The 25,119-nt window shown below is 73.6% G+C and carries 20 protein-coding genes; 16 read left to right on the forward strand and 4 right to left on the reverse strand.

Going from position 1 to position 25,119, the window contains the following annotated elements:
• Positions 1-1,371 (forward strand): MFS transporter, encoded by a 1,371-nt coding sequence (locus tag Actkin_RS04490; protein ID WP_258906060.1) that lies wholly within the window; start codon positions 1-3, stop codon positions 1,369-1,371.
• Here the strand turns inward: Actkin_RS04490 and Actkin_RS04495 are convergent, their stop codons facing one another.
• Entirely contained in the window at positions 1,372-1,953 is a 582-nt protein-coding gene (locus Actkin_RS04495) for a hypothetical protein (protein WP_189208259.1), read from the reverse strand.
• 213 nt (positions 1,954-2,166) lie between these two features.
• Between Actkin_RS04495 and nirB the strand changes: the two genes are divergently transcribed.
• From nirB to Actkin_RS04530, 7 genes are all read left to right on the forward strand, one after another.
• Positions 2,167-4,683, forward strand: coding sequence for a nitrite reductase large subunit NirB (gene nirB, locus Actkin_RS04500; RefSeq protein ID WP_258906061.1), 2,517 nt, complete (start codon positions 2,167-2,169; stop codon positions 4,681-4,683).
• Entirely contained in the window at positions 4,680-5,024 is a 345-nt protein-coding gene (gene nirD / locus Actkin_RS04505; RefSeq protein WP_258906063.1) for a nitrite reductase small subunit NirD, read from the forward strand. Before nirB ends, nirD begins: the two co-directional genes overlap by 4 nt.
• A complete protein-coding gene (locus Actkin_RS04510; RefSeq protein ID WP_258906065.1) occupies positions 5,021-6,178 on the forward strand; it encodes a uroporphyrinogen-III synthase in 1,158 nt (385 codons plus the stop codon). Before nirD ends, Actkin_RS04510 begins: the two co-directional genes overlap by 4 nt.
• Positions 6,175-6,846 carry a sirohydrochlorin chelatase gene (locus Actkin_RS04515; RefSeq protein ID WP_258906066.1) on the forward strand — a complete coding sequence of 224 codons (672 nt, stop codon included), beginning with the start codon at positions 6,175-6,177 and terminating at the stop codon, positions 6,844-6,846. The genes Actkin_RS04510 and Actkin_RS04515 overlap by 4 nt, the downstream gene beginning before the upstream one ends.
• A gap of 175 nt (positions 6,847-7,021) precedes the next feature.
• A complete protein-coding gene (locus tag Actkin_RS04520) occupies positions 7,022-7,969 on the forward strand; it encodes a pirin family protein (RefSeq protein ID WP_258906068.1) in 948 nt (315 codons plus the stop codon).
• Between the two features lie 5 nt (positions 7,970-7,974).
• Positions 7,975-8,340: a tetratricopeptide repeat protein gene (locus Actkin_RS04525; RefSeq protein WP_189208253.1), complete on the forward strand. Its 366-nt coding sequence runs from the start codon at positions 7,975-7,977 to the stop codon at positions 8,338-8,340.
• Positions 8,341-8,558: 218 nt separating this feature from the next.
• A complete protein-coding gene (locus Actkin_RS04530) occupies positions 8,559-8,753 on the forward strand; it encodes a hypothetical protein (RefSeq protein ID WP_189210180.1) in 195 nt (64 codons plus the stop codon).
• Here the strand turns inward: Actkin_RS04530 and Actkin_RS04535 are convergent.
• The gene (locus tag Actkin_RS04535) at positions 8,750-9,037 is read right to left on the reverse strand and encodes an MGMT family protein (protein WP_189208252.1); all 288 of its coding nucleotides are present in this window, start codon (positions 9,035-9,037) and stop codon (positions 8,750-8,752) included. The two genes, Actkin_RS04530 and Actkin_RS04535, sit on opposite strands and share 4 nt — an antisense overlap.
• Positions 9,034-9,771, reverse strand: coding sequence for an alpha/beta fold hydrolase (locus Actkin_RS04540; protein ID WP_189208251.1), 738 nt, complete (start codon positions 9,769-9,771; stop codon positions 9,034-9,036). Before Actkin_RS04540 ends, Actkin_RS04535 begins: the two co-directional genes overlap by 4 nt.
• A gap of 15 nt (positions 9,772-9,786) precedes the next feature.
• Between Actkin_RS04540 and Actkin_RS04545 the strand changes: the two genes are divergently transcribed.
• The 4 genes from Actkin_RS04545 to Actkin_RS04560 all read left to right on the forward strand — a co-directional run bounded on the left by Actkin_RS04545 (position 9,787) and on the right by Actkin_RS04560 (position 17,842).
• Positions 9,787-13,008: an ATP-dependent helicase gene (locus Actkin_RS04545; protein ID WP_396122937.1), complete on the forward strand. Its 3,222-nt coding sequence runs from the start codon at positions 9,787-9,789 to the stop codon at positions 13,006-13,008.
• On the forward strand, positions 13,005-16,274 hold the full coding sequence (locus Actkin_RS04550) for an ATP-dependent helicase (RefSeq protein ID WP_258906070.1): 3,270 nt from the start codon (positions 13,005-13,007) through the stop codon (positions 16,272-16,274). The genes Actkin_RS04545 and Actkin_RS04550 overlap by 4 nt, the downstream gene beginning before the upstream one ends.
• 63 nt (positions 16,275-16,337) lie before the next feature.
• A complete protein-coding gene (locus Actkin_RS04555; protein WP_258906071.1) occupies positions 16,338-17,402 on the forward strand; it encodes a potassium channel family protein in 1,065 nt (354 codons plus the stop codon).
• 32 nt (positions 17,403-17,434) lie between these two features.
• Complete coding sequence (locus Actkin_RS04560) at positions 17,435-17,842, forward strand: hypothetical protein (RefSeq protein ID WP_258906072.1); 408 nt, start codon at positions 17,435-17,437, stop codon at positions 17,840-17,842.
• Here Actkin_RS04560 and Actkin_RS04565 read toward each other — a convergent pair.
• Positions 17,839-18,984, reverse strand: a complete 1,146-nt coding sequence (locus Actkin_RS04565; RefSeq protein ID WP_258906073.1) for a neutral zinc metallopeptidase — start codon at positions 18,982-18,984, stop codon at positions 17,839-17,841. The genes Actkin_RS04560 and Actkin_RS04565 overlap by 4 nt on opposite strands.
• A gap of 130 nt (positions 18,985-19,114) precedes the next feature.
• On the opposite strand from Actkin_RS04565, the gene Actkin_RS04570 reads away from it, so the two are divergent.
• The 4 genes from Actkin_RS04570 to Actkin_RS04585 all read left to right on the forward strand — a co-directional run bounded on the left by Actkin_RS04570 (position 19,115) and on the right by Actkin_RS04585 (position 25,075).
• On the forward strand, positions 19,115-20,818 hold the full coding sequence (locus Actkin_RS04570; protein WP_258906074.1) for a DUF2207 family protein: 1,704 nt from the start codon (positions 19,115-19,117) through the stop codon (positions 20,816-20,818).
• Positions 20,819-20,905: 87 nt separating this feature from the next.
• Complete coding sequence (locus Actkin_RS04575; protein WP_258906075.1) at positions 20,906-22,306, forward strand: LPXTG cell wall anchor domain-containing protein; 1,401 nt, start codon at positions 20,906-20,908, stop codon at positions 22,304-22,306.
• 102 nt (positions 22,307-22,408) lie between these two features.
• The gene (locus Actkin_RS04580; RefSeq protein ID WP_258906076.1) at positions 22,409-23,689 is read left to right on the forward strand and encodes a M16 family metallopeptidase; all 1,281 of its coding nucleotides are present in this window, start codon (positions 22,409-22,411) and stop codon (positions 23,687-23,689) included.
• A gap of 33 nt (positions 23,690-23,722) precedes the next feature.
• Entirely contained in the window at positions 23,723-25,075 is a 1,353-nt protein-coding gene (locus Actkin_RS04585) for a M16 family metallopeptidase (RefSeq protein ID WP_189208242.1), read from the forward strand.
• The last annotated feature ends 44 nt before the right edge of the window (positions 25,076-25,119 follow it).

Here is a 25,119-nt window from a genome sequence, read left to right on the forward strand (position 1 = left end):
ATGACGACCGAGTCGCCGTCCGTTCGCGCCGGGCGATGGATCGACCACTGGGAGCCGGAGGACCCGGACTTCTGGGCGCGCACCGGACGCCGGACGGCCACCAAGAACCTCGTGCTGTCCATCTTCGCCGAGAACCTGGGCTTCAGCGTCTGGGTGCTGATGAGCATCGTCGTCGTCAGCCTCAACTCGGTGGGCTACGACTTCTCCGTCGGCCAGACCTTCTGGCTGCTCATCGTGCCCAACCTCGTGGGCGCCGCGCTGCGGGTGCCCTACACCTTCGCCGTCCCGCGCTTCGGCGGTCGCCTGTGGACGACCGTCAGCGCGGGCCTGCTGCTGATCCCGTGCGCCATGCTCGCCTACGCCGTGCTCAACGTCGGCACGCCGTACTGGTTCTTCCTGCTGACCGCGGCCGCGATGGGCTTCGGCGGGGGCAACTTCTCCTCGTCGATGGCCAACATCTCCTTCTTCTTCCCCGAGGGCAAGAAGGGCCTGGCGCTGGGCCTCAACGCCGCGGGCGGCAACCTCGGGGTCGCGCAGACGCAGTTGCTGGTCCCGTTCGCGATCAGCATCGGGACCGGCGTGAACCTCGCCTACGCCGCCCTGATGTGGCTGCCGCTCATCATCCTGGCCGCCGCGGGCGCCTGGTTCCTCATGGACAGCATCACCTCGGCCAAGCCCGACGGCACCTCCTACCGCGAGGCGCTGTCCAACAAGCACACCTGGGTGATGTCGTTCCTCTACATCGGGACGTTCGGCTCGTTCATCGGCTTCTCGTTCGCCTTCCCCGTGCTGATCAAGATCGCCTTCGTCGAGCACGCCGGGTTCGTCGGGCTGGCGTTCATCGGTGCGCTGATCGGCTCGCTCACCCGGCCGTTCGGCGGCTGGCTCGCCGACCGGGTGGGCGGCGCGCGGATGACCCTGCTCGTCTTCGCGGGCATGGGCCTGGGCGCGGTCGGGGTCATGGCCAGCGTGGCCACGGGCAGCTTCGCGCTGTTCTTCGGCTCGTTCGTCTACCTTTTCGTGCTCAGCGGCATGGGCAACGGCTCGACGTACCGGATGATCCCCATGATCTTCTCCGCCGAGGTGCGCGCGCGGGCGGCCGAGACCGGCGAGGACGCCGACTCCGCGGTCAAGCGCGCCAAGCGGCAGGCGGCCGCCGTCGTCGGCATCGCTGGCGCGGTCGGCGCGTTCGGCGGGGTGCTGGTCAACCTGGTCTTCAAGTTCTCGCTGGAGAGCGCGCGGACGCTCACCCCGGCGCTGATCGCCTTCCTCGGCTTCTACGCCCTGTGCGTCGGCGTCACCTGGTGGTTCTACCTGCGCAAGTCCTTCGCCGTGCGGCGTGCGCCCAGCCTGGCCTACGCGGGCGTCTGACTAGGCGTCGGGCAGTTCGGCGAAGATGTTCTCGGCGATGCGCCGGGTGACCACGCACGGCTCCTCGACGGCCTCGTAGGTGCCCAGCACGGTCAGGTGCGAGCCGTGCTCGTGGGCCTGCCTGCCCGCGTCGATGGCGACCGAGATCCCGCAGTCCTTCCCCGCCGAGCCGTCGACCTCGTAGGTGGTGTTGCCGAACAGGTCCTCGGTGCGCCGGTAGCTGGGCGTGCCGGGCGGCTCGGCGCGGAAGAAGACCGACGCCGTCGTGATGCCCCGGTTGTACGGCAGCGCGTAGCGGCACAGCTCGGCCGTCGACTCGTGCTCGCGCACCTCCACGTCGATGCCGGTCGCCTGGGCGAGCGCGGGCAGGAAGCGCTCGCAGTCCAGTTCGGCCGCCACGGCCTTGGGCAGGGCGACCGTCACCGCGGCCGCCTTGGCGGGCACCACGGACGCTGGCGGCGGCTCGGTGTCGACCACCGTGGAGCGGGGCGCCCGCGCGGCCGGGGAGCCGGGCGCGCAGGCCGGGAGGAGCGCGAGGGTCAGCGCGGCCGTCACCAGCGCCGCGCACGTTCGGAGACGCACGGCGACGACGGTAGGACGCGCGTCACCCGAAACCCAAATTACCGCCGGGAAATCAACCGATCGTGCGCGGCGTCACCCGCACGGGTTGCGCGGTGCTGAGGGGAGACATCCGTAACCGGCGGGAAACAACCAGGAATCCCCGGTGATACGGGCGAATCAGAGCATGACGGCACGGGTCCACGCCGAGTCGGCCCGAGCGGAGGAGGGCAACGCATGACGCGGACTGTGGTCGTCGTCGGGCACGGCATGGTCGGGCACCGCCTCGTCCAGGCGCTGCGCGACCGCGACGCCGAGGGCGCGTGGCGGGTCGTGGTGTTCGCCGAGGAGGGCAGGCCTGCGTACGACCGGGTCGCGCTCACGTCCTATGTGGACGACTGGGACACCGCCCGGCTGGAGCTCGACGGTGCGCGGTACGCCGGGGACGACGCCGTCGCGCTGCACCTGGGCGACCCGGTGACCGCGATCGACCGGGCCGCGCGCACGGTCACCACGGCGTCGGGCCGCGTGCAGCCCTACGACGCGCTCGTGCTGGCCACCGGCTCCGCGCCGTTCGTGCCGCCGGTGCCCGGCCGCGACCTGCCCGGCTGCCACGTCTACCGCACCATCGAGGACCTCGACGCCATCCGCGCCTCGGTCGAGCGGGCCAGGACGGGCGTGGGCCGCGGCTCGGCGATGGTCGTCGGCGGCGGCCTGCTCGGGCTGGAGGCGGCCAAGGCGCTGCGCGACCTGGGCGTCTCCCCGCACGTGGTCGAGCTGGCGCCCCGGCTGATGCCGCTGCAGGTCGACGACGGCGGCGGCGCGCTGCTCAAGCGGCTGATCGAACGGCTCGACGTCACCGTGCACCCGGGCACCTCGGCGGCGGCCATCGAGGCCGACCGGGGCAGGCTGCTGGCCAGGCTGGCCAACGGCACCGAGCTGGACCTCGACCTGATCGTCTTCTCCGCGGGCATCCGGCCCCGCGACCAGCTCGCCAGGGACTGCGGCCTTGGCGTCGGCGAGCGCGGCGGGATCGTGGTGGACGCGGCGTGCCGCACCACCGACCCCGCCGTCTACGCCATCGGCGAGTGCGCGCTGGCCGACGGCAGGGTCTACGGCCTCGTCGCCCCCGGCTACGCCATGGCCGAGGTCGTCGCCGACCGGCTGCTGGGCGGCGCGGCGGAGTTCACCGGCGCGGACATGTCGACCAAGCTCAAGCTGATGGGTGTGGACGTCGCCAGCTTCGGCGACGCGCACGCGGCCACCGAGGGCGCGCTGGAGGTCGTGGTCAACGACGCCGTCGCGGGCACCTACCGCAAGCTGGTGGTCTCCGACGACGCGAAGACCCTGCTCGGCGGTGTCCTGGTCGGCGACGCCACGGACTACGCGAGCCTGCGCCCGCTGGTCGGCCGCCCGCTGCCCGCCGAGCCCGGCGCGCTGCTGGCCCCCGCGGGCGGCGGTGGCGGCGCCGGGGTGGGGGCGCTGCCGGACGAGGCGCAGATCTGCTCGTGCAACGCCGTCACGAAGGGCGACATCCGCGGCGCGATCCTGGAGCAGGCCGCCGATGACGTGCCCAAGATCAAGGCCTGCACGCGCGCGGGCACGGCGTGCGGGTCGTGTGTGCCGATGCTCAAGCAACTGCTCGCCTCCTGCGGCGTCGAGCAGTCCAAGGCCCTGTGCGAGCACTTCACGCACTCGCGCGCCGAGCTGTTCGAGATCGTGCGGGCGACCGGGATCACCACGTTCAGCGAGCTGGTGGCGCGGCACGGCAGCGGGCGCGGGTGCGACATCTGCAAGCCAGCGGTCGCCTCGATCCTGGCGTCGCTGGGCAACGGGCACATCCTGGCGGGGGAGCAGGCGGGCCTGCAGGACACCAACGACCGCTTCCTGGCCAACCTGCAGCGCAACGGCACGTACTCGGTGGTCCCGCGCATACCCGGCGGCGAGATCACCCCGGCCAAGCTCATGGCGATCGCCCAGGTCGCGGCTGACTTCGGGCTCTACACCAAGATCACCGGCGGGCAGCGCATCGACCTGTTCGGCGCCACCGTCGACCAGCTCCCGGCCATCTGGCGGCGGCTGGTGGACGCCGGGTTCGAGTCCGGCCACGCCTACGGCAAGGCGCTGCGCACGGTGAAGTCGTGCGTCGGGTCCACCTGGTGCCGCTACGGCGTGCAGGACTCCGTCGGCCTGGCCATCGAGCTGGAGCTGCGCTACCGGGGCCTGCGCTCGCCGCACAAGCTCAAGTCGGCGGTCTCCGGCTGCGCCCGCGAGTGCGCCGAGGCCAGGGGCAAGGACTTCGGCGTCATCGCCACCGAGACCGGGTGGAACCTCTACGTCGGCGGCAACGGCGGCACCCTGCCCCGGCACGCCGACCTCCTGGTGTCCGATGTGGACAAAGAGACGCTGGTCAGGGTGATCGACCGGTTCCTGATGTTCTACATCCGCACCGCCGACCGCCTGCAGCGCACGTCGGTGTGGCTGGACTCCATCGAGGGCGGCCTCGACCACGTCCGCGACGTCGTCGTGCACGACAGCCTGGGCATCGCCGAGGAGCTGGAGGCCCAGATGGCCGAGCACGTCACCGGCTACGCCGACGAGTGGGCGGGCGTGCTCGCCGACCCGGAGAAGCTGGCCCGGTTCACCTCGTTCGTCAACGCCCCCGGCGCGCCGGACCCGACCATCTCCTTCCGCGCCGAGCGCGGGCAGTCGGTCCCGGTGCCGCTGGGCATCCCGGAGGTGGTCTCCCGATGACCAGTACCGTTCCCGCCCCCGCGTGGACCGCCGTCTGCCCGCTGTCGGCGATCGAGCCGGAGACCGGCGTGGCGGCGCTGCTGCCCGACGGCGCCCAGGTCGCGGTCTTCCGCACCCGGGACGCGGTGTACGCGCTGGGCAACATCGACCCGTTCAGCCAGGCCGCGGTCCTCGCCCGCGGCATCGTCGGCGATCTGCGCGGCACGCCCGTGGTCGCCTCGCCCATGCACAAGCAGCGCTTCGACCTGCGCACCGGCGAATGCCTCGACGACCAGGGCGTGTCGGTCCCCACCTACCCGGTCCGGGTCGTGGGTGGAACCATTCAGCTGGGGCGCCCGTGACCGCGCTCCTGGAGGAGACCGCCGTGACCGCGACCCAGGTCGGCCCGCTGGCCGGTTACACAGTGGGGGTCACCGCCGCGCGCCGCGCCGACGAGCTGGGCGCGCTGCTGGAGCGCCGCGGCGCCGAGGTCCTGCACGGCCCCGCCATCCGCATCGTCCCGCTCGCCGACGACAGCGAGCTGCTGGCCGCCACGACCGGGCTGCTGGACGGCCCGGTGGACGTCGTCGTGGCCACCACCGGCATCGGCTTCCGCGGCTGGATGGAGGCCGCCGAGGGCTGGGGCCTCGGCCCGGCGCTGCGCGCGGCGCTGACCGGCGCTGCCGTCCTGGCCAGGGGCCCGAAGGCCAAGGGCGCGGTCCGGGCGGCAGGCCTGGTGGAGGCGTTCTCCCCGGAGTCCGAGGCCAACGCCGAGGTCCTCGCCCACCTGCTCGACCAGGGGGTGGACGGCAAGCGGATCGCCGTCCAGCTGCACGGCGAGCCGCTGCCGGACTTCACCGACACCCTGCGCCGCGCGGGCGCCGAGGTCGTGGAGATCCCCGTCTACCGCTGGACCGCCCCCGCCGACCCCGCGCCCCTGGAGCGGCTGATCGACGCGGTGCTGTCCGGGCAGGTGGACGCGCTCACGTTCACCAGCGCCCCGGCCGCGGCCAGCACCCTCGACACCGCCGACCGCATGGGCAAGCTGGACGCCCTGGTGGACGCCCTGCGCACCCGCGTGCTGGTGGTGGCGGTGGGCGCGATCACCGCGGGCCCGTTGGCAAGGCACGAGATCCCCGCAGTCTGGCCCGACCGGGCGCGCATCGGCGCCCTGGTCCGCCACCTGTCGGACACCATCCCCACCCGGGCCACCCGCGTCACCGTCGCCGGACGGGAGCTGGAGCTGCGCGGCCAGGCGGTGCTGGTGGACGGCGACCTCCGACCGGTCGCCCCCGCGCCCATGGCCCTCCTCCGCGCGCTGTCGGCCACGCCCGGCCGGGTCCTCTCCCGAGCGACCCTGGCGGGCGTGCTGCGCAGGCACTCAGGCCGGGAGTCCACAGTGGACGAGCACGCGGTGGAGACGGCGGTGGGCAGGCTCCGCGCTGCCCTCGCCGTCCCCGGCGTGGTCCAGACCGTCGTCAAGCGCGGCTACCGCCTGGCGGTGCCCACCCCATGACCCTGATCCTGGTCGCGCACGGCACCAGGTCGGCGGAGGGCACGGCGGTCACGTACGACCTGGCGGACCAGGCGCGCGATCTCCTCCCCGAGGTCCCGGTCCGCGTGGCGTTCGCCGACGTCCGTCGCCCGAACCTGACCGATGTCCTCCGCACGGTCCACGACCCGGCCGTCGTCGTCCCCCTGTTCCTGTCGGCCGGGTACCACGTCCGGGTCGACGTCCCGGCCCAGATAGCCGCCTCCGGCCGCCCGGCGAGCACCACGCCGCATCTGGGCCCCGCGCATCCTCTGATCGCCGCCACCCACGACCACCTGACGACGGCAGGCTGGCGCCCCGGCATCCCCGTCATCCTGGCCGCCGCGGGCTCGACCGACCGTCGCGCGCAGTCCGAAACCCGCAAAGCGGCACTGCTCCTGGCCGCCCGCACAGGCTCCCCGGTCACAGTCGCCTACGCCGCCACCGCGCAACCGACCATCGCCGAGGCGGTAGCCGCGACCCCCGGCCCGACAGCGGTGGCGACCTGGCTCCTGGCCCCCGGCCTGTTCCACAAGAGGATCACCGAGAGCGGGGCGGAGATCACCACGCCGCCCTTGGCGGCCCACCCCAAACTCCTGGACCTGATTGCCCGCAGATACACCGAAGCCCGCGTCTACGAAAGCGCCGCATAAACAAAGCGCGCGTATGGCGGGAAGTGGGGGCGGGAGACGGCACTATCGCCGACCATCCGGCATCGGCGGGCCGGTGGCAGGCGCGGGACCGCCCGGAATAATTGCACCCGCAACCAGGTTGACCCGGACAACCGCGCCACCACCTCCGGTGGCCACCCGCTCCGAGGAGGCCGTCATGCCCGCCGTGACCGCCGACACCCTGACGCTGCCGCGGCTCCCGCGGCTGCCCGAGACCACCGCGTGGCGGCGCGCCGCCAAGGTCGTCAAGGCGCAGAAGTTCCTCGAAGGCGAGGGCTTCCAGGTCCGCCGCCCGTTCCCGGGCGTGGACCTCGCCATGGCCGACCCCTTCCTGCTCCTCGACCACATGGGCGCCGTCGAGTACGCCCCGGGCGAGGCCAAGGGCGCTCCGTGGCACCCGCACCGCGGGTTCGAGACCGTCACCTACATGATCGACGGCGCCATGCAGCACACCGACTCCATCGGCGGCGGCGGGCTCATCACCGACGGCGCCACCCAGTGGATGACGGCGGGCGCGGGGATCCTCCACAACGAGGTGCCCCCGCAGGACATGGTCGCCAAGGGCGGGCTGTTCCACGGCGTGCAGCTGTGGGTGAACCTGCCCCGCACGCTCAAGCTGGCCCAGCCCCGCTACCAGGACATCGGGGCCGCCGACGCCCGGCTGCTCTCCAGCGACGACGGCGGCGTCCTCGTGCGCCTCATCGCGGGCGACCTCGCGGGCCACGCGGGTCCCGGCGCCACCCAGACGCCGATCACCTACGTGCACGCGTCCGTCGCCGCGGGCGCGCGGCTGGCAGTGCCGTGGCCCAAGGAGTTCAACGCCTTGGTCTACGTCCTCAGCGGCAGCGGCGTCGTCGGTCAGGAGGACCGGCCGCTGGAGGAGGGCCACCTGGCCGTCCTCGGCCCCGGTGACGCGCTGACGCTGCGCGGCCGGTCGGCGTGGGAGGTGCTGGTGCTGGGCGGCCGTCCGATCAACGAGCCGGTCGCGCGGTACGGGCCGTTCGTGATGAACACGCGACAGGAAATCATCCAGGCTTTCGAGGATTACCAGGCGGGCAGGCTGGGGCAGATTCCGGCGGCCCACCTCGGATCCACAGTGGAGTGAGGGAAATGACCGACGTCCTCGACCTTTTCACCCGGGGCAGGCTGTTCCGCGAGAGCGGCGACCCGGCGACCGCGGCGCGGCTGCTGGCCGAGGCCGCCGTCCTGGCCCCCGAGCGGGCTGTGCTCACCGAGCTCGCGCTCGCGCAATTCCAGTCCGCCGCACTCGGCCCGGCCGAGCGCACCGCGCGCAGGCTGCTGGACATGGACCCGTCCGACGGTTACGCGCACCTGCTGCTCGGCCGCGCGCTCTCCCGGGCCAACCGGCACCGCGAGGCGCTCCCGCACCTGCGGATGGCCGCGGCGATGGATCCGAGCCCGGAACTGGACTCCCTGGTTGCCGACGCCGAGTCCCGGGCTGGCTCAGTCCATTGAGGACCACGCAATCACGGTGGCGCCGCATATCGGGAACGATTGAATGTCGGTAGCGTGCGGTGATGCGATCATAACGGTATGAGGTGAGTCTGTTCGGGGGGTTGAATCGATCACATTCCCCTGAAAGAGTGAATTCCGTTCACGGTAGGTCTCGCCGTGGGGTGTTCCATGCAGCGACCTCGACGCTCTCCCCGGCGGCCTGCTTTGAGGAGGAATCGATGACGCTTGCCCACGAAACGGCTCCGGTGATCGGCCGCGCCGCCGCCCGCGAGCAGGAGACACGGCACCACGCGGAAGCGTGCGCGAAGGCGATGCTCACCGTCGCCGATCACGCCACCGACGCCACGGACTGCAAACTCCTGCTGGAGATGCTCGGCCTGGACACGGCCAACCGAGAGGCCGTGACGACCTAGCCGGACCAGCGGTACCGGCGCAGGTCGACCCGGTCCCCGTCGGCGAGCACACCCTCGGCGCGCAGCAGTTCCAGCTGCCGTCGGACGATGTGCGGCGCGGGCACGCCGGTGGCCCGCAACACCCGGTGCCACGGCAGGTCGTGGCCGTCCTCGCGCAGGACGCGCCCGACCAGCCGCGGCGTCGAGGCGCCCGCCATGGCGGCGATGTCGCCGTAGGTCGACACGTGCCCGGGCGGGATGGCGCGGACGAGGTCGCGGATGCGCTCGTGCAGTTCCTCGTTCACCTCAGCCCGGCCACCAGCTCGCCGACGCGCTCGGGCCGCTCCAGATAGACGACATGCCCGCAGTCGACGTCGACCACCTCGACGTCGGCGCCCTCGCAGGCGCGCAGGTACTCCGCGCCCACGTACGCGGCGCCGAGCGCGCGCACCATCACCGCGCGCACCCTCGGCACGGGCGCGGGCCTGCACATCTCGCTCCACGCCGTCGCGATCGCGGGCGGGCAGTAGCGCGGGTGCCACCCGCGCTCGGTCTGCGTCCAGTGGGCGGCGACCTCTTCCTCGATCACGTCGTCGCTCGCGGTCGGCCAGTCGCCGCGCTGGGCCGCAAGCGCTTGCGCGCGGTCGGCCACGGCCTCGCCTGCCGACAGCGCGTTGGCCAGCGCGTCCTCGGGCCGCACGTACACGGCCGGGTCGAGCAGGAGCAGTGAGCTCACGCGCTCCGGCGGCAGGTGCAGGGCCACGACGCCGCCGAAGGAGTGCGCGACCACCGGCACCGGGCCGAGCCCCCGCGTCTCCAGCACCGCGGCGACGTCGGCGGCGTGCTGCTCCAGCGTCCACGGCGGCAGCGACGGCGACCGGCCGTGCCCGCGCAGGTCCGGGGCGATCACCCGGTGCCCGGGCAGCTGCTCGGCGGCCAGCCGCCGGAAGCGGCCGCCGTGCCCGGTGACGCCGTGCAACATCACCACCACGGGTCCGTCGGCGGGACCGAATTCGTGCACATGCAGGGCGTCGGCCATGGCCGGAATCCTCCCATGGGCGTGCCGCGCGCCGGACCGTCGCGGGCGCGTGGTGCAATCGGGGGCGTGGCTGGCGGAAGCTCCCCCTTCGCCCCGCAGCTCGTCCGGCGACCTGCGGCAGCGGGGCGCGCCACGAAGTGGGACGCCGACGCCCTCGGCGTGCTGGAAGGGGCGGGCGGGTTCGTCCGCGTGCTCGGCGGTCCGGGCAGCGGCAAGACCACGCTGCTGGCCGAGGCCGCCGCCGACCGCATCGCGGGCGGGGTCCGGCCCGACCAGGTGCTGGTGATCACCACGAGCAGGCGCGCGGCCACCGACCTGCGCGCCCGGATCACCGCCCTGCTGACCGAGCGCGGCGAGGGCTCCCGCACCGTCCGCGAGCCGCTGGTCCGCACCGTCCACTCCTACGCCTTCGCCGTGCTGCGCATCCAGGCGATGATCCACAATGGCCCCGGCCCCCGGCTGCTGACCGGCCCCGACCAGGACGCGGTGATCCGCGAGCTGCTGGAGGGCGACGCCGAGGACGGCGCGCAGGACTGGCCGGAGCGGCTGCGCCCGGCGCTGAAGGTGCCCGGGTTCGCCGAGGAGCTGCGCGACCTGCTGCTGCGCGCCGCCGAGCGCGGGCTCGGCCCGGAGGACCTGATCGACCTCGGCAGGAAGCACGGCCGCGACGAATGGGTCGCCGCGGGCGTGTTCGGCCAGCAGTACGAGGAAGTCACCCTGCTCCAGGGCGCGGCGGACAGCGGCATCGCCCACACGACCGCGCCCGCGCTCGACGCCGCCGAGCTGGTCGCCAGCGCCCTCATCGCGTTCCGCACAGACGAGGAGCTGCTGGCCGCTGAGCGCGCCCGCGTGCGCCACCTGCTGGTCGACGACGCCCAGCACCTCGACCCACTGCAGTTCCGACTGCTGACCACGCTCGGCGAGTCGGCGAAGGAGTTCATCCTCGCCGGGGACCCCGACCAGGGCGTGTTCTCCTTCCGCGGCGCGGACGTCCGCCTCATCCGCGACGCCGAGCCCGACCGGACCGTCGTGCTCGGCCGCGGCCACCGCATGGCCCCCGCGGTCCGTCGCGCGGTCGCCCACCTGGCCGCCCGCCTGCCCGGCGCCCGGCCGAGGACCGACAGGAGCAAGGCCGAGGGCGGGACCGTCATGGTGCGGCTGCACGCCTCCGCGGCGGCCGAGGCGTCCTGGGTCGCCGACCAGCTCCGCCGCGCCCACCTGATCGACGGGGTGCCGTGGTCGGACATGGCCGTGATCGTGCGCTCGGCGACCCGGTCCGTCCCGGTCCTGCACCGGGCCCTGGCCGCGGCGGGGGTGCCGGTGGCCGCGCCGGGCGACGAGCTGCCGCTGGCCCAGCAGCCCGCCGTGCGGCCGTTGCTGGCGGTGCTGCGCTGCGCGGCGTCCCCTGACCAGCTGGACCCCGCGACCGCGGAGCTGCTGCTGTCCTCCCAGCTCGGCGGCGCGGACCCGTTGGCGCTGCGCCGGTTGCGCCGGGGGCTGCGCAGGCTGGAGGTGGCCGCGGGCGGCGACCGGTCCAGCGACGACCTCCTCGTCGAGGTGCTCACCGACGAGGACCGGCTGACCGCACTCGACGACGCCGAGTCCGGGCCCGTCCGCCGCGTCGCGGCCCTGCTGTCGGCCGCGCGCAAGGGCATCGCCGACGACATCGGCCTCGAACGCCTCCTCTGGGACCTCTGGCAGGGCAGCGGCCTGGAACCCCGCTGGGTGGCCACCGCCGCGCGCGGCGGGCCGGTCGGCGCGCAGGCCGACCGCGACCTCGACGCGGTCGTGGCGCTGTTCCACGCCGCCGAGCGCTACGCCGACCGGCTGCCCGGCTCCGGGCCGGGCGAGTTCGTCGAACACCTCGTCGGACACCGCATCGCGGGCGACACGCTGGCCGCGAGCGCGCCGCAGGGCGAGGCCGTCGCGATCCTCACCGCGCACGCCGCCGCCGGTCGCGAGTGGACGGTCGTGGCGGTGCCCGGCGTGCAGGAGGGGGCCTGGCCGGACCTGCGGCTGCGCGGCTCGCTGCTCGGCGTGGAGCGGATGGTCGACGTGCTCTCCGGCGTCAATCTCGCCGAGGAGGTCTCGGCGACCGCGCCGCTGCTGGCCGAGGAGCGCAGGCTGCTGCTCGTCGCCGCGAGCCGGGCCCGGCAGAAGCTGCTGGTCAGCGCCGTGCGCGGCGAGGAGGAGCAGCCGTCGCGGTTCCTGGCCGAGGTGGCGGGCGTCGCCGAGGAGGAGTCCGACGACCCGGTCCCGATCGCCAAGCCCGAGCGCGCGCTGGTGCTGGCCGACCTCGTCGGCGAGCTGCGCCAGGTGGTCTGCGACGGCGCGACCGAGCCCGGCAGGCGCGCGCTCGCCGCGCGGCAGCTGGCCCGGCTGGCCGCCGCGGGCGTGCCCGGCGCGCACCCCGACGAGTGGTACGGCCTGCCCGAGATGTCGACCGTCGTGCCGCTGCGCGACGCGGCCCGCCCGGTGCGGGTGTCGCCGTCGGTGGTCGAGGTGCTGGTCAAGTGCCCGCTGCGCTGGCTGGTCGAGCGGCACGGCGGGTCCGACCCCGCCGAACTCGCCGCGGTGACCGGCACGCTGGTGCACGCGCTGGCCCAGGCCGCGGCCGCGGGCGCGTCCCGCGCGGACCTCATGCGCGAGCTGGACCGCGCGTGGTCGTCGGTGGACGCGGGCGCGCCCTGGTTCTCCAAGCGGGAGCAGAACCGCGTCCGCGCCATGGTCGACACGTTCCTGGACTGGCTGCACGCCACCCGCGGCGAGCTGACCCAGGTCGCCGTCGAGCGGGACGTGCGCGTGGACCTGCCCGACGGGGTGAGCGTCAGCGGCCGCGTCGACCGGCTGGAGGCCGACGCCGACGGCCGCCCGGTCATCGTCGACATCAAGACCGGCAAGTCGCCGGTGAGCGCGGAGGCCGCGCAGGAGAACCCGCAGCTCGCGGTCTACCAGCTGGCGGTCGCCTACGGCGCGTTCGCCGAGGACGGCCTCGCCCGCGAACCCGGCGGCGCGCGGCTGCTGTACGTCGCCAAGCGCGCGCGCGGCAAGGCGACCGAGCGCGGACAGGCGCCGCTGGACGCCGAGGCGCGGGAGCACTGGCTCAAGATCGTGCGCGAGGCCGCCCAGTCCACCGTGGGCCCGGACTACGTCGCCATGGAGAACCCGGACTGCCCGCGCTGCCCGGTCCGCACCGCGTGCCCGCTCAACCCGAGCGGCCGCCAGGTGACCGAATGAGCCTGCCCCTGCCGGGTCTCGCGCTGGTCAGCCCGGCCGAACTGGCCCACGAGCTCGGCATCGCCGCGCCCACCCCGGAGCAGGCCGCGGTCATCGCCGCGCCCCCGGAACCCGCGCTCGTGGTCGCGGGCGCGGGCGCGGGCAAGACCGAGACCATGGCGGGCCGGGTCGTGTGGCTGGTCGCCAACGGTCTGGTCACCCCCGACCGCGTGCTGGGTCTGACCTTCACCCGCAAGGCCGCCCGCCAGCTCGCCGACCGCGTCCGCGCGCGGCTGCGCAGGCTGGCGGGCGCGCGGCTGCTGGACAAGCTGGACCCGACCGGCGAGCGCCGCGCTGCGGTGTACGCGGGCGAGCCGACCGTGCTGACCTACCACGCGTACGCGGGCAGGCTCGTCGCCGAGCACGGCCTGCGGCTGCCGGTCGAGCCGGGCGCGCGGCTGCTCACCGAGACCGCGTCCTGGCAGGCCGCCCACCGCGTGGTGTCGACCTGGAGCCAGGACCTCGACACCGACCTGGTCCCGGCGACGATCACCCAGCGCGTCCTGCAGCTGGCGGGCGAGCTGGCCGAGCACCTGGTCGACGAGGACGCGTTGCGCCGCAGTGCCGACGAGCTGTGCGTGCTGATCGAGTCCGCGCCCCGGGCGAAGGGACAGCGCCAGGACCTGTCGCAGAAGCTCAGGGAGGTCATCGTCACGCAGCGCTTCCGGGTCGCGCTGCTGGCCCTGGTCGACGCCTACACCGAGCGCAAGCGCCGGGAGGGCGCGATCGACTTCGGCGACCAGATGTCGCTGGCCGCCCGGCTCGCCGAGACCCACCCGGAGGTCGTGGCGGGCGAGCGCTCCCGCTACACCGCGGTCCTGCTCGACGAGTACCAGGACACCGGCCACTCCCAGCGCGTGCTGCTGCGCGCGCTGTTCGGCCTCTCGCAGTCCTATCCGGACGCCGAGCCGATGACCGTGACGGCCGTCGGCGACCCCGCGCAGGCCATTTACGGCTGGCGCGGCGCGAGCGCGGCCAACCTGCCGCGCTTCGCCACCGACTTCCCGCGCCGCGACGGCGGGCGGCTCGTCCCCGCGGCGAAGTACGGCCTGCTGACCAGTTTCCGCAACCCCGCCGAGGTGCTGGACCTGGCCAACGCGATCTCCGCGCCGCTGCGCGCCAACGGCCTCGAAGTGGACGAACTGCGCTCCCGCCAGGGCGCGCCAGCGGGCGATGTCACGCTCGCCCTGCTGTCCGATGTGGACACCGAGGTCCAGTGGGTGGCCAACCAGGTCGCCGACCGCTGGCACGCCGCGCTCCAGGCCGACGGCAAGGCCCCGACGGCCGCGGTGCTCGTGCGGCGGCGGGCCGACATGGCCGACCTCGCCACCGCGCTGCGCGAGCGCGGGCTGCCGGTCGAGGTGGTCGGCCTCGGCGGCCTGCTCGACGAGCCGGAGGTCCGGGACCTGGTGAGCGCGCTGCGCGTGCTCATCGACCCGCTCGCGGGCACCGCGGCCGCCCGGCTGCTCACCGGATCGCGCTGGCGGCTGGGCGCGGCCGACCTCGCGGCGCTGTGGGCGCGGGCGCGGGAGCTGTCCGGGACGTACGCGACCCCGCAGGAGGGGCCCTTCGACGCGCTGCCGGGCGAAGGGGTCGAGCAGGCGGGCCTGGTCGACGCCATCGACGACCCCGGCGAGCGGGAGGCGTACTCGGACCTGGGATACCGCCGGATCCGCGCGCTCGGCGCCGAGTTGCGCGCCCTGCGGCGCAGGCTGGACCAGCCGCTGCCCGAGCTGGTCGCCGACGTGGAGCGCACCATGCAGCTCGACATCGAGGCCACGGCCCGCCGCGGCGGCGTGGGCCGGGCGCACCTGGACGCCTTCGCCGATGTCGTCGCCGACTACGCGCGGGCAGCGCCGTCGGCGAGCCTTGCCGCGCTGCTGGACTACCTGCGCACCGCGGAGGACGCCGAGGACGGGCTGGAGCCGGGCGAGGTCGAGGTCGCCGACGACCGGGTGCAGATCCTCACCGTGCACTCGGCCAAGGGCCTGGAGTGGCGCATCGTCGCCGTCCCGCACCTGGTCGACTCGGTGTTCCCGACCAAGCGGCGCGGCGGGTCGTGGCTGACCTCGGTCACCGAACTGCCCGCCCACCTGCGCGGAGACGCGCAGGACCTGCCCGTGCTCAACCTCGGGCCGGCGGGCAACCGCAAGGAGGTCGAGGCGCTGCTGGAGGAGCACAAGGACGCCTTCGCCGAGCGCGCGCTGCTGGAGGAGCGCAGGCTCTGCTACGTCGCGCTCACCCGCGCCGAGCACTCGCTGATCGTCTCCGGGCACTGGTGGGGCAAGACCAAGTCCACCCCGAGCGGCCCGTCGGAGTTCCTCACCGAGCTGGCCGGGTTCGCCGAGGCGGCGGGCTGGACCGACGTCGTGGAGATCTGGGAGTCCCCGCCGCCCGACGGCGCGGAGAACCCGCTCTCGGCCAAGGTGAACACCGCCCAGTGGCCCGCCGACCCGCTGGGCGAGCGCCGCGCCGACGTCGTCGCCGGGGCCGAACTCGTGCGCGCCGAACTCGCCGCGCTCGGTGACACCCCCGACGACCCGCCGGACGACCCGGACGGCTGGGTGCGCGACACCGACGTCCTGCTCGCCGAGCGCGCGGCGGCCGCCGCCCGGCGCGAACGCGTCGCGCTGCCTGAGCAGCTCTCGGTCAGTCAGCTCGTCGAGCTGGCCGCCGACCGCGACGCGCTCGCCCGCAGGCTGCGCAGGCCGCTGCCCTACCCGCCGAACCCGGTCGCCCGCCGCGGCACCGCCTTCCACACCTGGCTGGAGCGCCGCTTCGGCTCCCGCGCGCTGATCGACCTCGACGAGCTGCCCGGCGCCGCCGACGACGACGCCGCGCCCGACGACGACCTCGACGCGCTGCAGGCGGCCTTCCTGCGCTCGTCGTGGGCCGACCGCGTCCCGCACGACGTCGAGGTCCCCTTCGCCACCGAGATCGACGGGTTCGCCATCCGCGGCCGCATGGACGCCGTCTTTCGCGACGAAGACGGCGGCTGGACCGTCGTGGACTGGAAGACCGGCGCGGTGCCCGACGCCGAGCGCCTGCCCGCGCTGACCGTGCAGCTGGCCGCGTACCGCCTGGCGTGGGCAGGCCTCACGGGCGTGCATCCGGACCAGGTGCGCGCGGCCTTCCACTACGTCCGCCACGACCGCACGCTGCGGCCAGCCGACCTGCTGGACGCCGACGGCCTGCGTGATCTGCTGCGCTCCGTGCCCCTCGACTGACGTCCCCTGGGCCGAGCGGGTTAACCTTCGCCACGTGACGCGGATCGCTCGGGGATGGGCCCGATGACCCGGTTCCGGTCGGCGATGCACGAGTTGTCCGACCGCTCCGAGCACGACCTGGTCGGCATCATCCGGATGCCCGCGTCCCGGGTGAGCCCGGTGACGTCGATCATGCGGCGGGTGATCGGCGCGCTGCTGGCGCTGATCGCGACGGTGCTGATCGTCTACCTCGACCGGGACGGCTACCGGGACGTCAACGAGGACGGCGTGAGCTTCCTCGACGCGTTCTACTACGCCACGGTGTCGCTGTCGACGACCGGATACGGCGACATCACCCCGTACAGCGAGTCGGCCAGGCTGGTCAACATCCTGGTGATCACGCCGCTGCGGGTGCTGTTCCTGATCGTGCTGGTCGGCACCACGCTGGAGGTGCTCACCGAGCGCTCCCGGCAGGCGTTCAAGATCCAACGGTGGAGGACGAAGGTGCGGGATCACGTGGTGGTCGTCGGTTACGGCACCAAGGGGCGCTCCGCGGTGAGCGCGGTGCTCTCGGACGGGGTCGACCCGAGCCGCATCGTCGTCGTCGACCAGGACCAGGCGATGCTCGACGCGGCGTCGCTGCTCGGGCTGGTCACCGTGCACGGCTCGGGCACCCGCTCCGACGTGCTGCGGGTGGCAGGCGTGCCCAGGGCGCGCTCCATCGTCGTCGCCGCCAACCGGGACGACTCGGCGGTGCTGATCACGCTGACCGCCCGCGAGCTCGCCCCGAAGGCCCAGATCGTCGCCGCGGTCCGGGAGACCGAGAACGTGCACCTGCTCCGCCAGTCCGGCGCCAACCAGGTCGTGGTCTCCAGCGAGACCGCCGGGCGCCTGCTGGGCATGGCCACGCACACCCCGACCGTGGTCGGCCTGGTCGAGGACCTGATCACCCCCGACGAGGGCCTGGCGATCTCCGAGCGCGAGGTCGAGGAGAGCGAGATCGGCGGCTCGCCCCGGCACCTGTCCGACATCGTGCTGGGCATCGTCCGCGCGGGCACGCTCTACCGCGTCGACTCCTCCGAGGCCGACGCGATCGAGCGCGGCGACCGCCTGCTCTACATCCGCAAGGTCACCCCGGCGTCCGACTGAGGGGGACTTGCCCGGGGTGCGACGATCCGGGGGTGCGTGTGCCGCCGGTTCTGGGGACGCCTGCCGGGCAGGCGGGCGTCGTCGCGCTGATGAGCGTGCTGATGGCCGTGCTGTTGGCGTTGTTCGGCGCTTACGGCATGTGGTCGGTCGCCGCCGAGGCGTGGGAGACGACGGGGAAGGTCACCGTCGCGGTGTCGTGCGCCGACCCCGGGCGCGAGGAGGTCGAGTACGTGCGCGACGGCGCGCCCGTGCGCGCCGAACTCGACGCCTGCGGGCATCGCGAGGGCGAGGAGGTGGCGCTGTCGGTGACCGACGGCGAGGTGCACCTGGGCAGCGCCCGAACCGGCGCCACGACGGACGCCCGCGTGGTGGGCGTCGCCCTCGCCGTGCTCGCGGGCATGGCGGGCGCCGGGTTCGTCGCGCTGTACCGCCGCGGCTAGGCCACGTGCTGGGAGTCCGCGGCCCAGGTGTTGCAGTAGTTGCCTCGGTTGTTGCGGTAGCCGTGCTCCTGCCAGGAGCCGTTGTTCTCCGGTGAGCCGTGGTCGCGCGGCAGGTTCGCGTTCCAGTCGCCGCGCTGGTAGCCGTCGGCGAGGAACTGGCGGACGATCTCGTCGGGCACGCCCGCGTCGCCGTTCCATGCCCCGGCGAACCACATCCCGCCCAGGCACGACGCCTGCAGCTCGGCGCGCCGGGACAGCTCCAGCCCGGCCGCGGTCTGGTCGCCCGCCTCGTACTTCGCCTCGTGGTAGGTCGGCAGGATGCCCGACAGCCACTGGATGTGGTGGCCGAACTCGTGGCCGAACAGGGCGAGGTAGTAGCCGGGCTGGTTGCCGTAGTCGCCGGTCTGCAGGCCCTCGAACGGCATGTAGATCGTGTTGTTGCGCGAGCAGTAGAACGCCGCCGCCGTCGCGCCGCTGGTGCTGCCGCACGGGCTCTCCCAGCTGGTGCCGGACGGGAACTCCAGTCCGGGCGTCTCGTACGGCAGGCCCGCGCGCTCCATCGCGGGCGCCCACGCCTCCTCCATGCACGGCAGGACCCGGGTGAAGAACGCCTTGGCGGCCGCGGGGTCGCTCGGCCAGCCGCTGATCGCGCAGCTCGCGGCGTTGGTGCCGTTGTCGCCGTGCAGCGGGTTGTCGGCGAGCGTGTAGACCGGCTGCGGACCCGACGGCGTCTCGGTCGTCGTCGTGTAGTCCGTGGTCTCGGTGGTGGTCTCGGTCGTCGTGGTGGTCGACGTGTAGTCGTAGGACGTCGTCGACGGGTAGTCCGAGGCCGACGAGTACCCGGTGTACGACGGGTAGGTGGAGTACGTGGGGGAGGAGTAGCCGACGTCGTTGTAGTCGTCGTAGGCGTCGGCGATGCTGAACGCGCCGACCAGGCCAGCGGCCAGGATCAGCACGCCGACCAGCGACACCGCGGTGATCACGCCCGCGTTGGACTTGGGCGGCATCGGCGGCCGGTAGGCGGGCCACGGCTGCTGCGCGTAGCCGTACTGCGCCTGGCCGTAGGTCTGCTGTGGATGGTGCATGCCGGGCGGGAGCGGACGCGCGTACGGTGGGGGCGCCACCGGGCGCGGGGGCGGCATCGGCGGACGGTAGCCGCCGGGCGGCGGTTGCTGGTGCCAGGGTCCGTACGGCGGCTGCGTCATCGCTGAATCCCCCAAGTTGTCCGAGATCGCCGGTGAGCATAGGCGGGCTCGGCTATCGTTCGCTGCCGTGTTGACCAAATGGGGGATCGCCGCCGGTCTCGTAGTCGCCGGGATCACAATCGTGGGCCAGCCGACCTTCTCGCCGCCGCCGAACGCGCCGACCTTCGACTTCCCGCTGCCCACGCCGGGGCAGCCCACGGGCGGGCCGATCATCGTGCCGCAGCCGCCGACCGGCGAGGTCCGCCCGACCCGGCCGCCCGGCGTCCCCGTCGTGCTGCCGCGCAGCGTCAACATCCAGCTCAAACTGGAGCGCGACGGCAGCGTGAGCGTGGTCGAGCAGGTCATCGTGCAGGCCAAGTCGACGATGACCCGCACGGCGCCGCTGCGCGTGGGCGACCGCGTCTTCACCGTCAGCGACCCGAAGGTCGACGGCAACGGCACCGCGTCGGTCACCGGCGACCAGCTGGTGATCAAGCTCGGCGAGGGCGCGTCCACCGTCTCGTACAAGCTGGACGGTGCCATCGCCGACCTCGGCGACCGGCTGCAGTTCCGCTGGCAGGTCGCCAGCGGCTGGGACACCAAGCTGGTGTTCCTGCGCGCCTCCCTGCTCACCCCCAAGCCCGGCTACGACTTCGTCTGCCTCGCGGGCGCGCCGAACACCGAGGAGCGCTGCGACTCCGCGGTCACCGACGCGGCGGGCATCCTGCGGGTGCTGCACTCCGATCTCGACACCGGCGCCAGGGTCGACGTCACGGCCACCCTGGACGCCGGGCTGGTGCCCGCGACGGCGAAGTTCGACAGCGGGGTCGCGGGCACGGGCCCGTTCGCGCTGACCCCGCTCAGCGGCGGCGGCCTCGGGCTGGTGCTGCTCCTGCTGATCGGCGGCTTCGCCGTGGTGCTGACCGCCCGCGGCCGCGACACCCGGGCGCTCGCCGCCGAGGGCGCGCCGGTCGACGTGCTCGTCGGCCAGGGCGAGCGGGTCGTCTTCGCCTCGCCGGACGGCATCCTGCCCGGCCAGGCGGGCACGGTGATCGACGAGCGGGTGGACCCGCGCGATCTCACCGCGACGGTGATCGACCTCGCCGTGCGCAACTACCTGTGGATCACCGAGGCCGGTCCGGACTGGCAGATCGTGCGGCGCAACGCGCCCGACGACGCGCTGACCGCCTACGAGCGCGCGGTGTACGACGCGCTGCTGCCCGAGGGGACCGACGCGGTGACCGTCTCGGCGCTGCGCTCGACCCCGCCGCGGGTGGCGGGCGCGCAGTCCGCGGTCTACGCCGACGCGGTGTCGCGCAGCTGGCTTTCCCGCAGGCCCGGGGGTCTGGGCAAGGTCGGGATCATCGGGGCGGCGGTCGCGGTCGTGGGCGCTGCGGTGACCGTCGCGCTCGCGCTGAGCGGCGGTCCCGCGCTGTTGGGCGTCGCGGTGGTCATCGGCGGTATCGGGCTGCTGCTGGGCGCGCGGCTGCTGCCCGCGCGGACCAAGCGCGGCGGCCTGCTGCTGCAGCAGGTCCGCGGACTGCACGGCTACCTGCGCGCGGCGCGGCCGGACCGCGTGCCCGTCGCCGACCGCGAGATGGTCTTCTCCCGCTCGCTGCCCTACGCGGTCGCCTTGGACGAGACCAAGCAGTGGTTGGAGCGCAACGCGCAGACCATGTCTGCGGGCCTGTACTGGTACGCCGCGCAGGAGCCGAGGTTCGACCCGCGCCGCTTCGCCGACCGGTTCCCGGCGCTGGTCGACGAGCTGGATGCGGTATTTGGCAAACGGTGACTGTTCCGTCCGGGTGAGTGTGGAGTCGTTATTGCGGGTCGGGGTACCGTGCGCGGGATTTCGCGTCACCCGATCAGGGAGGACTCGGTGCTCACCACCGTGACAAGGGCGGTCCTCGCCGCCGTGGCAGGCCTTACCCTGGCCGCCGCCTCGGCATCCGTCGCGTCCGCGCAGGAGAACCCGGAGGACGTGCCGCCGACCCTGGTCCGCGTGCTCGCCGACTGCGCCGCCGACGGGAAGACCGACGTCGAGGTCTACCTCGACGACCTCGGGCCCTACAAGGTCCTCCTGGAGGGGTTCGGCGAAGAGGCGCAGGAGACCGCGCTGCACGAGGAGCACGAGGTCTACTGGCACGAGTTCACCGACGTCCCGGTGGGCGACTACGTCGTCCGGGTCGAGGGCGCCGACCTGCCGTCGGACGGCGTTCCGGTGCAGGTCAAGGCGTGCGACGACCGCAAGCCGTCCCAGCCGGGGCTGACCGTCGACGTGCAGTGCCAGGGCGGATGGGGAGTGGCCACCTTCGAGGTCGCCAACACCGAGGGGCAGACGCGCTCCTACACGCTGGAGATCACCGAGGAAGCGCAGCAGTACGAGGCGAAGGAGATCCTGCCCGGGCTGTTCGTGCGGATCACCGAGAACCTCTACGACGACGGCACCTACACCGCCGTCCTCAGCGGCGAGAGCCTGGACGAGCCGATCACCGAGGAGTTCACGGTCAAGTGCGCGCCGAAGGACGCGCCGAACGTGGTCGCCGACGCGCGCTGCGACGACAAGGAAGACGTGACCACGCCCGCCGTCGTCCGCGTGACGGTGGGCAACCCGAACCGCCACGACGCGGACTACACGATCACCGTCGGCGACGTGACCGAGACGGTCACCGTCGTGGGCGGCTGGCAGGAGACGGTCGACCTCGGCCCGTTTCCCGGCGGGGTGTACCCGATGACCGTGATCGGCTCCGACGGCTCGGAGACGCCCACGCACGTGCTGGTCGACTACTGCGAGGACGTCGTCGTCGACGATGACGGTCTGCAGGTCTCCGTGCGCTGTGTCGGCGAGGAGTCCGTGGTGACCGTCCGGTTCTTCCCGAGCCAGAGCAAGCGCGTGTTCAAGGTCGAGGGACGGCCGGAGTTCGACGCCGTCGTCGCCCCCGACCGCGACGGGCGCTACGACTGGATGCGGCACGAGGGCATCGAGGACGGCGTCTACACCGCGGTCCTGCGCGGCCCCGGCAGCGAGACGCGCGAGCAGTTCACCGTCGACTGCGTCGAGGGCGGGCCGACCACCACCACGACGACGACCCCGCCGACCTCGGTGACCTCGGGCCCGCCGACCACGACCCCGTCCGGCCCGCCGCCGCAGGGCAGCCCCGGCCCGGTCGACGACCTGCCGGTCACCGGCGCGGCCGTCACCGGCATGGTCGTGCTCGGGCTGGCCGCGCTCGGCATGGGCGCGGGACTGGTCTTCGCCGCCCGCCGCAGGCGCGTCTGACATCGCTTCCGGGGACGCCCCGACCAGGGCGTCCCCGAAGTTGTCCACAGGCCGTCGAGTCGCTCTGCCTGCGACCCCCGCCGCTCCCGTAGGCTCGCTGGCGTGACCGTTTCCGAGAAGCTGCACCGCTACGCCCTGGCCAATGGCCTGCGGGTGGTCCTCGCGCCGGACCCGACCGCGCCGGTCGTCGGCGTGAGCGTGCACTACGACGTGGGCTTCCGCTCCGAGCCGGAGGGCAGGACCGGGTTCGCCCACCTCTTCGAGCACCTGATGTTCCAGGGCAGCGAGAGCCTGGAGAAGCTGGCGCACTTCCGGCACGTGCAGTCCTCCGGCGGCACGTTCAACGGCTCGACGCACCCGGACTACACCGACTACTTCGAGGTGCTGCCGTCGGCCGCGCTGGAGCGGGCGCTGTTCCTCGAGGCCGACCGCATGCGCGCGCCGAAGCTCACCGAGGAGAACCTCCGCAACCAGATCGACGTGGTCAAGGAGGAGATCCGGCTCAACGTGCTCAACCGGCCCTACGGCGGGTTCCCCTGGATCCTGCTGCCCCCGGTGCTCTACAAGACCTTCCCCAACGCCCACAACGGCTACGGCGGGTTCGAGGACCTGGAGGACGCCACCGTCGCCGACTGCGCGTCCTTCTTCGACACCTACTACGCACCGTCCAACGCGGTGCTCACCGTGGCGGGCGACTTCACCGTCGACAACGCCAAGGCGCTGATCGAGAAGCACTTCGGCGACGTGCCCGCGCGGCCCAGGCCCGCGCGCCCGTCCTTCGCCGAGCCGCCGCCCTCGGGCGAGCTGCGCGCCGACCACCCCGACGCGCTGGCCCCGCTGCCCGCGGTCGCGCTCGGCTATCGGGTGCCCGACCCGTCGACCGACATGGACGGCTACCTCGCGCACCTGGTGCTCGCGGGCGTCCTCACCGAGGGCGACGGCTCCCGGCTGCAGCAGCGGCTGGTCTACGGCGAGCGGCTGGTCACCGACGTCAACGCCGGGTGCGGCCTGTTCGGCCCGTTCGAGGCGCGCGACCCCGACACGTTCACCATCACCGCCATCCACTCCGACGAGGTCGGCGTCGACCGCGTGCTCGGCGCGATCGACGAGGAGCTGGACCGGCTGGCGGGCACCCCGCCGGAGGCGCGCGAGCTGGCCAAGGTCACCGCGCGCTGGCAGGCCAGCCTCCACAAGGAGCACGACCGCATCGTCAGCCGCACCCTCGCGCTGGGCGCGTTCGAGCTGATGTTCGGCGACCCCACCATGATCGACCGGCTGCCAGAGCGGATCGCCTCGGTGTCGGCGGACGCGGTGTCGGCGGCGGCCAAGGCGCTGCGCCCGGACTCGCGCGCGGTGCTGACCGTGTCCCCGGCGGGTGCCTGAGATGACCATTCCCAGCTGTGCAGGAGGAGCCCAGTGACCCGTACCGCAGAGGAGATCGGGCGCACCGAGCTCGGCCCGCGTCCGCTGCCCCCGCTGGGGGAGCAGCGCCCGCCCGCGCGTCCGGCTGCGGTCGACACCGTGCTGGGCACCGGCCTGCGGGTGATCGCCGTGCAGCATCCGACTGTGCCGATGGTCGAGGTGCGGCTGTCCGTCCCGTTCGCGGGCGCCGACCCGCTGCACGCCGCGCGCGCCGAGGTGCTGGCCGCCGCGCTGCTGACGGGGACGGAGCGCCGCGACCGGGTCGCCATCGACACCGAGCTGGCCCTGGTGGGCGGTGAGATGTCGGCGTCGGCGGACCCCGAGCAGCTCTCCATCACCGCCAACTCCCTCGCCGACGGCTTCGACACCCTGCTCGACGTCCTCGCCGACCTGCTGACCGGCGCGGTCTACGCCGACGACGAGGTCGCGGGCGAGCGCGGCAGGCTCGTCGAGCGGATCACCGTCGCGGGCTCGCAGCCGCGGGTCATCGCCCGCAAGGCGCTGCAGAAGCACCGCTACGGCGACCACCCGTTCACCCGCGAGATGCCCGAGGCCGAGGACGTCGCCGGGATCGAGGCAGCCCAGGTGCGCGCCCTGCACGCCGACGCCGTCGTCCCGCGCGGCTCGGTCCTGGTCGTGGTGGGCGATCTGGCCCCCGATGACGTCGTCGCCCGCGTCGACGCCGCGCTCGGCGGCTGGTCGTCCGACCGGTCGGCCACCGTCCTGCCCCCGCTGCCGGAGCTGACCCCGGGCGCGCTGAAGCTGGTGCCCCGCCCCGGAGCCGTGCAGTCCCAGCTGCGGCTGTCGGCCCAGTCGATCCCCAGGACCGACCCCGGCTACGCCGCCCTGCAGCTGGCCAACCTCGCCTTCGGCGGCTTCTTCTCCTCCCGGCTGGTGGAGAACATCCGCGAGGACAAGGGCTACACCTACCACGCGCGGTCCTATTCGGAGTTCACGCCCAGCGGAGCCACCCTGCTGGTCGAGACCGACACCGCCAGCGCGGTGACCGCAGGCGCCCTGCACGAGATCCGCTACGAACTCGGCCGCCTGGTGCTGAGCCCGCCCACGGAGTCCGAAGTGGAGACGGTCCGCCAGTACGCCATCGGCCTGCTGCTGACCTCCACCGCGTCCCAGGCGGGCCTGGCCTCCCAGCTGTCCGGCCTGGCCCCCCTGGGCCTGGGCCTGGAGTGGCTGCTCGACCACCCGGAGCGGATCAAGGCCGTCACCGCCGACCAGGTAGCCGAAGCCGCCCGCCTCTTCGCCCCCACCCGCTTCACCGGCGTCGTGGTAGGCGACCCCGCAGGCTTCCCCGACCTCGAACTCCTGGGCGGCGTAACCCAATCCTGATTCGTTTACCCCCCAGCCCCTACGCACAGAAGGGATGTGGCGGT

The organism is Actinokineospora sp. UTMC 2448 (assembly GCF_024760565.1).
Lineage (GTDB): Bacteria > Actinomycetota > Actinomycetes > Mycobacteriales > Pseudonocardiaceae > Actinokineospora > Actinokineospora fastidiosa.